This window comes from Bradyrhizobium acaciae (assembly GCF_020889785.1).
Lineage (GTDB): Bacteria > Pseudomonadota > Alphaproteobacteria > Rhizobiales > Xanthobacteraceae > Bradyrhizobium > Bradyrhizobium acaciae.
In genome coordinates this window covers 38,923-53,304 of sequence record NZ_JACMYK010000039.1, presented here as the reverse complement: position 1 = coordinate 53,304, position 14,382 = coordinate 38,923, and the positions used below count along the sequence as shown (strand labels likewise).

The following is a 14,382-nucleotide window of genomic DNA, read 5'->3' as shown; positions in this document are numbered from 1 at the left end:
CTTTCGCCGGGACGACACTGAATGTTTGGTGCCGCTCCTCCGCGATACATTCACATTCTCTCAGGTGACGGGTCCGATCGAGCACCCACACAAAACAAAAAGGCGGCCGCGCGGGCCGCCTTTTCAAATCGCATGTCGCTCGCGCCGTATTACTCCGCCGCGAGCTTCACTTCCGGTGCGGCGGCGCGGACTTCGGCGTCGACTTGCGCTTCGAACTTGGCGAAGTTCTTCTGGAACATGCCGACCAGCGCACGCGCGGTCTTGTCGAACTCGGCCTTGTCGGCCCAGGTCTTGATCGGATCGAGAAGGTGCGGCTCGACGCCCGGCAGCGAGGTCGGCACCGCGAAGCCGAAATACCGGTCGGTGCGGAAGTCGGCATTGCGCAAGCTGCCGTTCAGTGCCGCGGTGAGCAGCGCGCGCGTCACCTTGATCGGCATGCGGCGGCCTGTGCCGTACTTGCCGCCGGTCCAGCCGGTGTTGACCAGCCAGCAATCGACATTGTGCTTGGCGATCAGCTCGCGCAGCATGTTGCCATACACCGACGGATCGCGCGGCAGGAACGGCGAACCGAAGCAGGTGGAGAATTCCGGCTGCGGCTCGTTGCCGAGACCACGTTCGGTGCCGGCGACCTTCGCGGTGTAGCCGGACAGGAAGTGATACATCGCCTGCGCCGGCGTCAGCTTGGCGATCGGCGGCATCACGCCGAAGGCGTCGGCCGCCAGCATCACGACGTTCTTCGGATGCGGCGCGCAGCCGGTGCGCGAAGCGTTCGGGATGAAATCGAGCGGATAGGCCGAGCGGGTGTTCTCGGTCTTGGAGCCGTCGTCGAAATCGGGCACGCGGTCGCGCTCACCGAGCACGACATTTTCCAGCACGGCGCCGAAGCGCTTGCTGGCGGCATAGATCTCCGGCTCGGCTTCACCCGACAGCTTGATGCACTTGGCATAGCAGCCGCCTTCGAAATTGAAGACGCCGGCCTCGCTCCAGCCATGCTCGTCATCGCCGATCAGCGTACGCTTCGGATCGGCCGAGAGCGTGGTCTTGCCGGTGCCGGACAGGCCGAAGAAGATCGCGGTGTCGCCGTCGGGCCCGACATTGGCCGAGCAGTGCATCGGCATCACGCCCTTCTCGGGCAGGTAATAGTTCAGCGTGGTGAACACGCTCTTCTTCATCTCGCCGGCATATTGCGAGCCGCCGATCAGGACGATCTTGCGGGCGAAATCGATCGCGACGACGTTCTCCGAACGCACGCCGTGACGCGCCGGGTCGGCACGGAAGCTCGGCAGGTCGATGATCGTGAGCTCCGGCACGAAGCCCGCGAGCTCCGAGGCCTCGGGGCGAATGAGCAGCGTGCGGATGAACAGCGAGTGCCAGGCGAGCTCGGTGAAGACGCGCGTCCTGATGCGATGCTTCGGATCGGCGCCGCCGTAGAGATCCTGCGCGAACAGCGTCATGCCTTCGGCATGCTTGAGGAAGTCGGCATGGAGCGTCGCGAACTGCTCCGAGGTGATCGACTGATTGCCGGCCCACCACATGCTCTTGTCGGTCAGCCCGTCGCGGACCGTGAACTTGTCCTTCGGGCTGCGGCCGGTGAACTCACCGGTATCCGCGCAAAGCGCGCCATCGGCCGAGAGCACTGCTTCGCCATTGCGCAACGCGTGCTCGTAGAGCTGCGGCGCACCGTAGTTCCAATGTACGCCCTTGAGATTTTTTAAGCCGAATTTGTCGGCGCCAAAGGCACCGTTATGCACGCCCGTCTCTTGCACGAAGAACCTCCTCGAACCCGCGTATCCTTGTTCGCGCGAATGTCGCTAGTCGCGCCCCGTCGCGGTGATGACCGTCATCAGAATATAGCCTCTCGGCCCCGGTCCGGCGACCTAATAGTGGGGATCGCCGGGCTTGCCAAGCCGGTCGAACGGCTTTTGGTTTATTCCAAGGCGGGCACATCATCTGGCGCAAATACCGCAGCGCGAAACGCTTTCGCTTTGCTTTCGTTTTCTCGTTGTTTTCGCCGCGCTCGGACGACGTTTCGTCGCCTTTCCTGCTGCGAACAAGGCGTTGCGATGCACAAAGAGTGCCAGCGAACAGCATGTGCCCCGCGCCATGCAAACCAAAAGGCATCGAGAATGCCGGGTATGCATTTCGCGCTGAGGATGTGCCGTCGAAACAAGCTGCCACGAGTTGGCGCAGCGCTGCAGTGCCGATCACGTCGTCCACGATCGCGTTGCACATGGCAAGCACCGTTGGTCGGCAGTGAGCAGCAGACGAGCAGGCTCGATCAAGCTCGACACGCCAGCGTCGAAGCTCGATCATCTCAATGCCTGGCAACGGCGAATGTTCCGCAACGCCATTGTGTGCGGCGGCGATGAGATCGCTGACCGCAACGATCGATGGTAACGCAATCACCGCGTCGCTCGTGCGCGTCGACGCGGCCGGCACGTCGCGGTCAGCGTGTGCAGCAGCGCCAGAACTTCGCGCGCGCATGAAGCCGACCGGCGATGACGTGATGTGCACGCACGAAATGGTTGCGCTGTCACGCACGCTGCAAAGCGCGCGACGGTGGACGGAAGCACACTCGCTCCGCCTCGGCGAGCGCGCAGGCAGCCACGGCCATGCGACACCATGCCTCGCCGGACGCAGCATCGCCGTTCGGAGCGAGCCGGTCGCTCCGCTATCCCTTGGCGCGCGCCTCGCCGGCGAGCCGCACCAGCATCTTGCGCAGCTCGGTGCCGCTGGTGACCCGTTCGGGGAAATCGAGCCGCAGCGTGTTGCGGCCGGCCTGCATGTCCATGCCGTCGGGGTCGCAGCCGGTGCAGAGCCAGTCGGCACCTTGCGCGCCGAGCAGCCGCGTGGCGTAGAGGTTCATGGCCTCGCGGTGATCCTCGTTCATATGCGCCACCGCGCCCGCCTCGGCCTCCAGCAGCACGTCGGCGCCGCCGAGATCGGTCAGGAATTGCGCTGGCTTGAGGTCGACGATGCGGCCGAACCCGGCGACCAGATGCGCGCTGCTCGGCCGGATCACGAAGAACGAAAAATCATTAAATTCTACAAAGGCTTCCGCAGAGGGATGGGCGCCGAGATAGCGCCGCCGGACGAGCTCCAGCTGGGCCTCCTTGGCCTCCTCCGCCCTCCCTGCCAGCATGATCCGGGCGCCTTCCAGCGGATCGCCCTCGGCGCGCTCGTCCAGCATCAGCGACACCCTGTTGTCGGCAAGGATGTTCTTGGTGTGCAGCGCCAGCCGGGAAATCAGCAGGATCGGCGCGCCGTCGGGATGGCTCGCCAGGTTGACCAGCGAGCAATAGGGATCGCCGGTGCCGGCCATCAGGGTTGCAAGCGCACCCTGGCGGCTGCGGCGGAGCAGCGAGCGGGCAAGGCGGGAAGGGTCGAAGTCGTCGGTCGGTTGCATGGGCCTATCGGGGTCATTTTGGGGCCAATCGGGCCGGTTCCCTTTGAAAAAGGGCCTTTTCTCACGGTCTCAGGGTGCTATATGGGGGTCCATCGCATGGGTCGCAGAGCGTTATTTGCGGAACTCGGTCACACTTCAGCCTAGCTTGCATTGCTCGTTGACCGCGCTCGAAGCCCATTTCTAACGGCGAGTCGCCTGAGTGCCCGCCGTTTAAGCCACTCTCATTGTGAAAGCAGCTCATGCCCACAATCGCCTTGGTCGACGACGACCGCAACATTCTCACGTCGGTCTCGATCGCGCTCGAAGCCGAAGGCTATCGCATCATGACCTACACGGACGGTGCGTCGGCGCTGGATGGATTTCGCACGTCGCCGCCCGATCTTGCGATCCTCGATATCAAGATGCCGCGCATGGACGGCATGGAGACGCTGCGCCGGCTGCGCCAGAAGTCCGACCTGCCGGTGATCTTCCTCACCTCGAAGGATGAGGAGATCGACGAATTGTTCGGCCTGAAAATGGGCGCCGACGATTTCATCCGCAAGCCGTTCTCGCAGCGCCTGCTGGTCGAACGCGTCAAGGCCGTGCTCCGCCGCGGTCAGCCGAAGGACCCGGCCGCCGCACCGAAGGAGCCGGACGCCCGCGCGCTCGACCGCGGCCTGCTGCGGATGGATCCGGAACGCCACACCTGCACCTGGAAGAACGAGCCGGTGACGCTCACCGTGACCGAATTCCTGATCCTGCAGGCGCTCGCCACCCGCCCCGGCGTCGTGAAGAGCCGCAACGCGCTGATGGACGCAGCCTATGACGACCAGGTCTATGTCGACGACCGCACCATCGACAGCCACATCAAGCGGCTGCGCAAGAAGTTCAAGGTGGTCGACGACGACTTCGAGATGATCGAGACGCTGTACGGCGTCGGCTATCGCTTCAAGGAAGCCTGATCTGCGCTTCCCGGGCGGCTTGTTGACTGACAGGCTCCGCACGGCTGGGGTAAGCTCGGGCGACTGTCTGCTTCGCGGGACGACATCCATACCAACCGGCAGCTTTGCCAGTGCTTGATCGAACGCAGCTCGAGCAAGGCCAGAACACCGAGGACGCCTCGCAGCTCCTCGATCAAGAGGCCGTGGCCGACGATCTGGCGCAGGACAAGGGCTGGCGCCGTCCACTCGGTTGGCTGCGCCGTGCCGGTCAGTTCTTCTTCGCGCTGTCGTTCTCGAGCCTGACGCGGCGCATCGTCTCGCTCAATCTCGCCGGCCTCGTCGCGCTGGTCGCAAGCATCCTCTATCTCTCGCAGTTCCGCGCCGGCCTGATCGAGGCGCGGACGCAGAGCCTCCTGGTCTATGCCGAGATCATCTCGGAGGCGATCGCGGCGTCCGCGACCGTCGAAGGCAACACCGTCACCATCGATCCCGACCGGCTGCTCGACCTGAAGCCCGGCGAGAGTTTTGGCCAGCCGGATGAATCGGCTGATTTCTCGATCAATCCCGAGCGTCTCGCGCCGATCCTGCGCCGCCTGATCGCGCCGACCAAGACGCGGGCCCGCATCTTCGACCGCGATGGCGGCCTGATCCTCGACAGCCGCAATCTGTTCGCGCGCGGCGACGTGCTGCGCATGGAGCTGCCGCCGCCGTCGGAAAAGCCGTCGCTATATGAGAAGAGCAAGGCCACCATCAAGACCTGGCTCAACCGCGGCGACCTGCCGATCTACCGCGAGCTCGGCCCCGAAGGCGGCAGGGGCTATTCAGAAGTCGCGCAATCGCTCGATGGCATGAAGGGCAGCGCGGTGCGCGTCACCGACCGCGGCGCGATCATCGTGTCGGTTGCCGTTCCCGTGCAGCATTTCCGCGCCGTGCGCGGCGCATTGATGCTGACCACCCAGGGCGACGATATCGACCAGTTGGTGATGTCCGAGCGCCTCGCCATCCTCAAGATCGGCGGGCTCGCGTCCGCCGTCATGATCATGCTGTCGCTGCTCTTGGCGAGCACGATCGCAGGACCCGTGCGGCGGCTCGCGGAAAGCGCCGAGCGGGTCCGGCACCGCATCCAGACCCGTGTCGAGATTCCCGATTTCACCGGACGCCGCGACGAGATCGGCCATCTCTCCGGCGCGCTGCGCGACATGACCAACGCGCTCTACAGCCGCATCGAGGCGATCGAGATGTTCGCCGCCGATGTCGCCCATGAGCTGAAGAACCCGCTGACGTCGCTACGATCAGCAGTCGAGACACTGCCATTGGCGCGCAACGAGAACAGCCGCGGGCGGCTGCTCGCCGTGATCGAGCATGACGTCAGGCGGCTCGATCGTCTGATCTCCGACATATCAGACGCGAGCCGGCTCGATGCCGAATTGCAGCGGCAGGACATGGCGCCGGTCGATCTGCGCCGGCTGCTGACGACGCTGACCAGCGTCGCCAACGAGACAAGGCTCGGTCACGACGTCACCGTCGAAGCCCGCTTCGAGGGCCGCGGGCCGACCGACACGCTCTCGGTGCCCGGCCATGATTCCCGGCTCGGCCAGGTGATCTCGAACCTGCTCTCGAACGCGCAATCGTTCTCCAAGCCGGGCGACAAGGTGCGCATCGTCTGCCGCCGCACCCGCGGCGAGGTCGAGATCGTGGTCGACGACGACGGGCCCGGCATCGGCGAGGACGCGCTGGAGCGGATCTTCGAGCGCTTCTACACCGACCGGCCGCACCAGGGCTTCGGCCAGAACTCCGGCCTTGGGCTTTCGATCTCCAAGCAGATCATCGAAGCGCATGGCGGGCGCATCTGGGCGGAGAACCGTCCAGGCCCTGCGGACGAAGACGGCAACCCCACCGTGGCCGGCGCACGTTTCGTGGTCAGGCTGCCGACACTATGAGCGACAATTCAAGCGTGCACGCATCCGCCGTTCTGGTCGGCGAGCGTGCGGTGCTGATCCGCGGCCCGTCGGGCTCCGGCAAGTCGCGCCTCGCCTTCGATCTGATTCTCGCCGGACGCTCCGGAGCACTCCCGCCGGCCGTTTTGGTGGGGGATGACCGTGTCCATCTCGACACAGCCGGCGAACAATTGTGGGTTCGCCCGGCACCGCAATTGGCCGGTTTGATCGAGATCCGCGCCCTCGGAATCCGCCATTGCCCGTTCGCAAGCGAGGCCGTGGTCGGGCTGATCGTCGACCTCGCCGCCGACGATGCCGAGCGGCTGCCGCCGCCCGAGGCGCTCAGGACTCGCCTTAATGGCATTATACTACCGCGAATTGGCGTGCCGGTCGGCTTCGAACCCCTGCCGCTGGTTGTCGCTGCGCTGACGACAACCTGAAAGTTCATGGTCCCGTAATCTTGCGGCCAATTGTGGGAAGGGAATTGGTAACCATATCACGTCCACTATCGCGCCGGATTTTGCCGGCGCAGCCTCCCCTCTCTACCGCCAGGAACCGGGAGACTAGCCAAGATGCCCCCTTGCGCGGGGCCTCTGGATGGTCAAAGTGGCGCGTTCGTGCGGTGCACCAAAGGGCGCCCGCGAGGAGTTTCCGATGATTGGTCTAGTGCTGGTGACCCATGGGCGCCTTGCCGACGAGTTCCGAGCTGCGCTCGAACACGTCATGGGTCCGCAGAAACAAATTGAAGCGATTACGATCGGGGCCGAGGATGATTCCGATCTCTGTCGAAGCGACATCATCGAAGCGGTGAATCGCGTCGATAGCGGCGACGGCGTTGCGATCCTCACCGACATGTTCGGCGGCACGCCGTCCAACCTTGCGATCTCCTGCATGAGCCGTCCCAAGGTGGAAGTGCTCGCAGGCATCAATCTTCCCATGCTGGTCAAGCTTGCCAAGGTTCGCGAGGAGCGTTCGCTGCCCGACGCGATCGCGATGGCGCAGGAAGCCGGCCGCAAATACGTCACCATCGCCAGCCGCGTTCTCGCCGGCAAATGAGCGACGAGGCCCCGGGCGAAAACCATGTCGGCCCGGGCGTGCCAGCGGGCGCCATCTCGCGCGAACTCCTGATCGTCAACAAGCGCGGCCTGCATGCGCGGGCATCGGCCAAATTCGTCCAGCTGGTCGAGCGCTTCAACGCCGAGATCTGGGTCACGCGCGGCGGTGAGACCGTCGGCGGCACCTCGATCATGGGATTGATGATGCTCGCCGCAGGGCCCGGCACCACGGTCGTGGTCTCCGCGAAGGGCGTCGAAGCGGAGCAAGCGCTCGACGCCATCGCCGAACTCGTCGCCAGCAAGTTCAACGAGGAAGGCACGTAGCGGCGGCTCGCCAAGCGAAAGCTTCTCCCCGTCATCCTGCGAGTGTTTGAATGTAGTCGTCCTGGCGAAAGCCAGGACCCATTACCCCAATCGCTTGCTGTTATGCGACGCTGGGGCCACTATCGCATGCTCAATCGAACTCGGTGGTTATGGGTCCTGGCTTTCGCCAGGACGACGGCGTGGGGAGACCGCTCGCTACAATTTCTCAGACCGTGATCCTGAGGAGCGCGGAACTCATGCCCGGAAGTAACTACTTCGCCGGCGGCACCAGATAGACCTTCCACACCGTCGACGGACCGGGATGGCCGTTGAAGAAGCGCGTGGTATTCATCACCAGCGGCTCGGCATCCTTGGCATGCTCGGCCATCCACGCCTCGCATGGTTGCAGGAACACCGGATCGGTGGTGTCGCAGACGCCGATGAAGCCGAGGCGCCTGGCCTCATCGAGCGACGTCAGCCCCGACGACCACGCTTCGCCCGGCACCAGCGAGGCCGGATGATCCGGACTGTAGAACGTCATCGGCTCGCCGATGTCGGAACGTGCGACGACCACGGCCCAGCGCGAATGGAATTTGTTCTGCCAGGTCTCGGTGAGCTCGCGCGCGAGCTCGGAGCGCGCGGCGTAGGTCGAGCCGCCGATACGGTTGGACGCGATCTCCTGCGTGGCAATCGAGGGCGCGGCAATCAGCGTAACCATCGTGGCCACGAACCAGACCGCCGTGATCGAGAACAGCGCCATGCGCGGGAAGCGAAGCGAGGGGATCGCAACCAGCGCCAGCGGCACCAGGAAGAACAGCGGGATGCCCCAATCGGTCTTGATATAGACGGTGAATGCCAGCGCCCCGAGCGGCGGTCCGATCGCGACGATCGACTGGATGATCCAGACGTTGAGCGCCTGCGGAAGCTTGACCCCGGGATTGGGTCCGCGCGACCAGATCCGCGCCAGCACGTCCGACGGCCGCCATGGCACCGACCCCAGCAGCAGCGCCACGAGGCCGAGCGCGGTCGGAATCGCGAGCAGCCCAATATTGTGCACGATATAACCGATGACGAGCTGCACGTTGAGCGCGCGGCTCGACAATGCGTAGACATCGCCGGCATAGGTGAACGGGACGAAATTCACCTCTTCCAGCCAGACCAGATGCGGAATCATCGCCACGATCATGGTGCCGATCGCGACCCATGGCGCCGGCGAGCGCAGGAATTGCGTCCGCTGCGGATGGATCAGCGCGGCCAGCCCGATGGCGCCGATCATCGTCACCACCCAATATTTGGTCATCAGCGCCAGCATGCCGGCAAAGCCGAGCCAGAGGCCCGATTTGACGCTGCGCTTCTCGAACGCGTTCAGATAGGCCAGCACCAGCAGCGGCAGCGGCACCAGCTGCGCGAGATCGGCGTTGTATTTGAAACCTTTGAAATTGAAGATCGGGTAGAGCGCGAGCATCACCACCATGAAGAACGCGCGGCGGCGATCGACGACGCGCAGCGCGATCAGCCAGCACACGACAAGCGCGAAGCTGACGGTCGCCATCGCGAGCGCATAGGTCGACCAGTTGGTGACGGGGAAAATCCTGAACCAGACGCCGGCGATCCAGCCCGACAACGGCGGATGCTTGCCATAGCCGAGCAGGAAGCGCTGACCCCAGGCATAGGCCTCCGCGACATCCATATGGACGTCCTGCGCGGCCTTGAGCTTGACCAGGATCATCGTCCACAAGACCGCGTGGACCAGCGCGAAGCCGATCACGAACCACAGCCCGGTCTTGGGATCGGTGGCGCGCGAGGCAATCCAGGCGGCGATCCGCCGGATCGTCAGTCTGCGGGCGGTGCGCCGGGCGGCGGGGAGCGTGGACGCGGTCGACATGGCCTGTGCCTGAGGCATGCCCCGGAAAAGTGGAAAACGTTTTCCGAAGGGATCACGCCGAATGGAAGTGGAGGTGCGATGAGTAAGTGCTCACCAGCATTTCACCGCGCTTTAGCGCGTTTTTGTGACCAGTGAAATCAGCTTGGCGTGAGAATGTCTCAAGCCGGCCGCTTCACTGTTGGAGAAGCTCGGGCCGGTATTCGAAATGCATGGTATCGTAGTGATACCACTTGCCGCCCCAGATGAATCCGTGGCGCTCGAAGATGTCGACGATCTCCCGCGGCATCCGGTTCTTGTAGGGGATGGATTTACCCTTGCCTGCTCCTTTGCCTTCCCCCTTGCCCACCCACAGCCAGTAATCGGAAACCTTCAGGTTGAGGTCGATCGCGGCAGCATAGCCGTGCATGCTCATCCGCCCGGTATCGGCGACGGCGCGACAAGACAGCACACCCGCGATCGGAAACGCGGCGGCGCGCAGCGCCGGATCGAGCGCCTCGATCTCGGCGGAGACCTGCTTGAGCCGCTCGGCGACGCCGTTGACCCGCGTGACCTGAACCGGCTTGCCCCAGGACCGCGGCAGCCAGGTGATCGTCACCAGGTTCCGCCTGACCTCGGCCGTATTGCAGTCGCCGTACATTTTCTTGAAGAAGGCCTCGTTGCGGAAGCGGCCGGGATCGACGTTCTGCGCCGGCGGCGCCGACGGCCCGGACGGATAGGGCTGCCGCATCTGATCGAGGATCGATGCGTTGCGCAGCATCTGATCGAACGACTTGCCGGAGACGCCGTCATCGACCGGCATCACCGTGCCGTCGCGCCAGGTGATCGTGGTGTCGTCGTGGGCGGACAGCGCATCGGGATAGGCGCGCACCAGGCGGTCGAGCAGTTCGCTTTTGCTCTGAGCGCGCGCAAGCTGTGGCAGCAGCGCCAGCAAGGCAGCAAGGCAGGCCGTCCATCGCGCACGCATTCAGTGCTTTCCGAGCTGATCGATCAACGCGACATTGGCCTCTTCGATCGCGTTCAGCCGCGGATTCCAGCTGTTCGGCGCATACCAGGGGAAGCGCGAAAAATACGCCTTGAGATCGGCGGAATCGAAATAGCGCCCCCTGCGGGCAAAGATCTCGTTGCGCGCGATCCGCAACTCGTCCCGCGACAGCCGCCGCAGATCGGCCGGTGTCAGCAGGCGCCGGTCGGAATCCGGGAAGATGAATCCGGCTGGCGCAGTGCCGCCGGATTCGAAGCGATCGATCAGCGCGATATTCGCGCTCTCGATCGCATTGAGCGGCGGGTCCCACGAACGGGGCACATACCACGCAAACCTGCTGAATCGTGCGGTCAGGTCCGGCGCGTTGAAGTAGCGGCCGCGCCGCGCGAAGATTTCATTGCGGGCGATCCGCAGTTCGTCCTTGCTCAGCGCGCGGAGATCGCTCTCCGACAGCAGGCGGCTGTCGGAGTCCGGGATGATGAAGTCCGATTGCGTGCGCACCAGCGGCGGTGCCGCTGGTGGCACGTTTTGCGCCGGCAGGCTCTGCTGCGGCGGGATCACCGTTGCCGGCGGATCTGCGGTTGCAACTTGCGCCGGCGCGTTGCCCGCGAAATAGAACGAGCCGTCGATCGGCGAGTCGAGACCCAGGGCTGCTGCGCGCTGCCGGTGGCGCGTTTGACCACGAGGCCGACCTGATTGAAGGCCTGCAGCACGTCGAGCCCGGGCTTCTGCATGGTGTCGACCAGCGCGCGCGTATAGGGACTGTGGCCGTCATCGCCATCGAGCGCGACGTTGCCCGGCTGGGTCGCGTAGGACAATAGCGTGCCCTCCGGCGCGCGGATCTGGGCGAGACCACCGTCGGCGGCGCGCAGGCCGCGGCCGCCGAACGGATTGTTCCGGCAGGCATCCAGGATCACGATGTTGAGCCGCGTGCCCGCGCCTTCCATCTGCCGCAGCACCAGGCCGACATCGACCATCTGGAAATCGACATCGGCCTCGCGTGTCGGATTGGCCGACACCGGCACCAGATAATTCGTTCCGCGCACCTGGATGCCGTGGCCGGCGTAGTAGAACAGCGCAACGTCCGCGCCCATCAGCTGGCTCCCGAAGCGCTGGATCGCGCTATCGAAGCCGGCCTTATCCAGATCGACCTGGGCCTGCCCGCCGACCAGCGCAAAGCCGAGCCGCTGCAACGTCTCGGCCACGAGCTGCGCATCGTCCTTCGGGTTCTGTAGCCGCGACACGTTCTGATAGGTGGAATTGCCGACGACCAGCGCCACGCGCTTGTCGGCGGCGCGGGCGCCGCGAACGACATGGCCAGCAATCCGGCGGCGAGAAGGGTCCAGCGCATCGTCAATTCCACGGTTTTGGGCCGCCAGACCTAGCAGAAACGTGCCCGAAAATCGATCATTGCAACCCTGCGGGAAACACCCCCGTGATTCGCCGTCACACCCCTGCAAAATACCGCAATATGGTTGCCCGCGCGGGGGTGCGGATGCTATCCCGCGCCCATGACAACTGCCCCGATTTCGAACATCCGCAACTTCTCCATCGTCGCCCATATCGACCATGGCAAATCGACCCTTGCCGACCGCCTGATCCAGATGACGGGCGGCCTGTCGGATCGCGAAATGGCGGGCAAGGAGCAGGTGCTCGATTCGATGGATATCGAGCGCGAGCGCGGCATCACCATCAAGGCGCAGACCGTCCGGCTGAACTACCGCGCCAAGGACGGCAAGGACTACATCTTCAACCTGATGGACACGCCCGGCCACGTCGACTTCGCCTACGAGGTGTCGCGGTCGCTGGCGGCGTGCGAGGGTGCGCTGCTGGTGGTCGACGCCAGCCAGGGCGTCGAAGCGCAGACGCTCGCCAATGTCTACCAGGCGCTCGACAACAATCTCGAGATCGTGCCGGTCCTGAATAAGGTCGACCTGCCCGCCGCGGAACCCGACAAGGTCAAGCAGCAGATCGAGGATGTGATCGGCATCGACGCCTCCGACGCCGTGATGATCTCGGCCAAGACCGGCATCGGCGTCCCCGATGTGCTGGAAGCCATCGTGACCCGCCTGCCGCCGCCGAAGGGCGACCGCGACGCGACCTTGAAGGCGTTGCTGGTCGACAGCTGGTACGACGTCTATCTCGGCGTGGTCGTGCTGATCCGCGTGGTCGACGGCACCATGAAGAAGAACCAGCGCATCCGCATGATGGGCACGGGCGCGGCCTATGACGTCGAGCGCGTCGGCTTCTTCACGCCGAAGATGGAGCAGGTCGACGAGCTCGGTCCCGGCGAGATCGGCTTCATCACCGCGGCGATCAAGGAAGTCGCCGACACCCGCGTCGGCGACACCATCACCGACGACCGCAAGCCGATCAGCGAGATGCTGCCGGGCTTCAAGCCGGCGATCCCGGTGGTGTTCTGCGGCCTGTTTCCAGCCGACGCCAACGACTTCGAGACGCTGCGCGGGGCGATGGGCAAGCTGCGCCTCAACGACGCCAGCTTCTCCTACGAGATGGAGACCTCGGCCGCGCTCGGTTTCGGCTTCCGCTGCGGCTTCCTCGGGCTGCTGCATCTGGAGATCATCCAGGAGCGGTTGTCGCGCGAGTTCGACCTCAACCTGATCGCGACCGCGCCGAGCGTGATCTACAAGATGCATCTGACCGACGGTCAGGAGATTTCGATCCACAATCCGGTCGACATGCCCGACGTGGTCAAGATCGCGGAGATCGAGGAGCCGTGGATCGAGGCGACGATCCTGACGCCCGACGAATATCTCGGCAGCGTCCTGAAGCTGTGCCAGGACCGCCGCGGTTCGCAGAAGGAGCTGACTTATGTCGGCTCCCGCGCGATGGTGAAATACGACCTGCCGCTCAACGAGGTGGTGTTCGACTTCTACGATCGCCTGAAGTCGGTCTCCAAGGGCTACGCCTCGTTCGACTATCATTTGACCGACTACAAAGTGGCCGATCTCGTCAAAATGCAGATCCTGGTCAACAACGAGCCGGTCGACGCGCTGTCGATGCTGGTGCACCGGACCCGCGCCGAAGGCCGCGGCCGCGCCATGGTCGAGAAGATGAAGGAGCTGATCCCGCCGCACATGTTCCAGATCCCGATCCAGGCGGCGATCGGCGGCAAGGTGATCGCGCGCGAGACCGTGCGCGCGCTGCGCAAGGACGTCACCGCGAAGTGCTACGGCGGCGACATCACGCGCAAGCGCAAGCTTCTGGAGAAGCAGAAGGAAGGCAAGAAGAAGATGCGGCAGTTCGGCAAGGTCGACATCCCGCAGGAAGCCTTCATCGCCGCGCTCAAGGTGGACAGCTGAGGCGACGCCAGTCGCGCCTGTTCAGCCCCAATTGAAAAACTCGAAAACAACCCCATGCACAGTAGCCGGATAGCTGACACGCTGTCGCAGGCGCGCATGTTGCCGATCCTTGTCGCAGCAACAAAACGCACCATGATTTGAATCGCCATCGCAGGGCGGCCCGACTAAGCTCCGCCCATGTTGCGCATTCTGTCCCTCCTCATCGTCATCCTCGCACTGCTGCAGCCGGACCTGAGCGCGGCCGCCTCCTCGAAGAAGCGGCAGGTCGCCCGCTGGCATGGCTATGGCTTCCTGCCCGGCTACCGGCAACCGCCCAACCAAACCATTCCGGTGCTCGGTCCGCGCGGCGCCGCCCGCGGCTACCCGGACTTTTCGCCGGAATATTACTATGGCGGCGATTGGCACTATTTCGGCCGCCCCGGATTCCATGGCGGCGGGCGCTACAATGGCGGCAGCTACGGTCCGTGCTGGGTCTGGACGCCGATCGGGCGGGCCTGGCAGTGCGGCTAGCCTGACCAAAAGCCCCCGTCGCCGCGGCTCGCTCCTTCCCTGACGCGCGTTGACGAGGCCG

The 14,382-nt window shown here is 64.5% G+C and carries 12 protein-coding genes and 1 pseudogene; 7 read left to right on the top strand and 6 right to left on the bottom strand.

The genetic code is table 11. The features are described from left to right. Nucleotides 1–149 precede the first annotated feature (149 nt). The 3 genes from H8A92_RS17635 to H8A92_RS17625 form a co-directional block, all read right to left on the bottom strand. Nucleotides 150–1,766 carry a phosphoenolpyruvate carboxykinase gene (locus tag H8A92_RS17635; protein ID WP_229196949.1) on the bottom strand — a complete coding sequence of 539 codons (1,617 nt, stop codon included), beginning with the start codon at nt 1,764–1,766 and terminating at the stop codon, nt 150–152. Continuing rightward, nucleotides 1,744–2,541 carry a hypothetical protein gene (locus tag H8A92_RS17630; protein WP_229196948.1) on the bottom strand — a complete coding sequence of 266 codons (798 nt, stop codon included), beginning with the start codon at nt 2,539–2,541 and terminating at the stop codon, nt 1,744–1,746. The genes H8A92_RS17635 and H8A92_RS17630 overlap by 23 nt, the downstream gene beginning before the upstream one ends. A 130-nt stretch (nt 2,542–2,671) precedes the next feature. Beyond that, nucleotides 2,672–3,406, bottom strand: a complete 735-nt coding sequence (locus tag H8A92_RS17625; protein WP_229196947.1) for a HugZ family pyridoxamine 5'-phosphate oxidase — start codon at nt 3,404–3,406, stop codon at nt 2,672–2,674. Nucleotides 3,407–3,645: 239 nt separating this feature from the next. Here H8A92_RS17625 and H8A92_RS17620 point away from each other — a divergent pair, with 239 nt between their 5' ends. From H8A92_RS17620 to H8A92_RS17600, 5 genes are all read left to right on the top strand, one after another. Further along, nucleotides 3,646–4,347 carry a response regulator transcription factor gene (locus tag H8A92_RS17620; RefSeq protein ID WP_024578921.1) on the top strand — a complete coding sequence of 234 codons (702 nt, stop codon included), beginning with the start codon at nt 3,646–3,648 and terminating at the stop codon, nt 4,345–4,347. Between the two features lie 182 nt (nt 4,348–4,529). Beyond that, the gene (locus H8A92_RS17615; protein ID WP_420831334.1) at nt 4,530–6,266 is read left to right on the top strand and encodes a stimulus-sensing domain-containing protein; all 1,737 of its coding nucleotides are present in this window, start codon (nt 4,530–4,532) and stop codon (nt 6,264–6,266) included. Continuing rightward, entirely contained in the window at nt 6,263–6,703 is a 441-nt protein-coding gene (locus H8A92_RS17610; protein WP_229196945.1) for an HPr kinase/phosphorylase, read from the top strand. Before H8A92_RS17615 ends, H8A92_RS17610 begins: the two co-directional genes overlap by 4 nt. 214 nt (nt 6,704–6,917) lie before the next feature. Then, nucleotides 6,918–7,319 carry a PTS sugar transporter subunit IIA gene (locus tag H8A92_RS17605; protein ID WP_021076632.1) on the top strand — a complete coding sequence of 134 codons (402 nt, stop codon included), beginning with the start codon at nt 6,918–6,920 and terminating at the stop codon, nt 7,317–7,319. Then, a complete protein-coding gene (locus H8A92_RS17600; RefSeq protein WP_229196944.1) occupies nt 7,316–7,642 on the top strand; it encodes an HPr family phosphocarrier protein in 327 nt (108 codons plus the stop codon). The genes H8A92_RS17605 and H8A92_RS17600 overlap by 4 nt, the downstream gene beginning before the upstream one ends. A gap of 250 nt (nt 7,643–7,892) precedes the next feature. Here H8A92_RS17600 and H8A92_RS17595 read toward each other — a convergent pair whose 3' ends face one another. The 3 genes and pseudogenes from H8A92_RS17595 to H8A92_RS41195 all read right to left on the bottom strand — a co-directional run bounded on the left by H8A92_RS17595 (nt 7,893) and on the right by H8A92_RS41195 (nt 11,839). Beyond that, entirely contained in the window at nt 7,893–9,506 is a 1,614-nt protein-coding gene (locus H8A92_RS17595) for a glycosyltransferase family 39 protein (RefSeq protein WP_229196943.1), read from the bottom strand. Nucleotides 9,507–9,678: 172 nt separating this feature from the next. Further along, nucleotides 9,679–10,470, bottom strand: a complete 792-nt coding sequence (locus tag H8A92_RS17590; protein ID WP_229196942.1) for a M15 family metallopeptidase — start codon at nt 10,468–10,470, stop codon at nt 9,679–9,681. Beyond that, nucleotides 10,471–11,839 (bottom strand): annotated as a pseudogene (locus H8A92_RS41195) (YARHG domain-containing protein). A 160-nt stretch (nt 11,840–11,999) separates the two neighbouring features. On the opposite strand from H8A92_RS41195, the gene lepA reads away from it, so the two are divergent. Beyond that, a complete protein-coding gene (gene lepA, locus H8A92_RS17580; RefSeq protein ID WP_229196941.1) occupies nt 12,000–13,811 on the top strand; it encodes a translation elongation factor 4 in 1,812 nt (603 codons plus the stop codon). 177 nt (nt 13,812–13,988) lie between these two features. Beyond that, on the top strand, nt 13,989–14,321 hold the full coding sequence (locus H8A92_RS17575; RefSeq protein WP_229196940.1) for a hypothetical protein: 333 nt from the start codon (nt 13,989–13,991) through the stop codon (nt 14,319–14,321). The last annotated feature ends 61 nt before the right edge of the window (nt 14,322–14,382 follow it).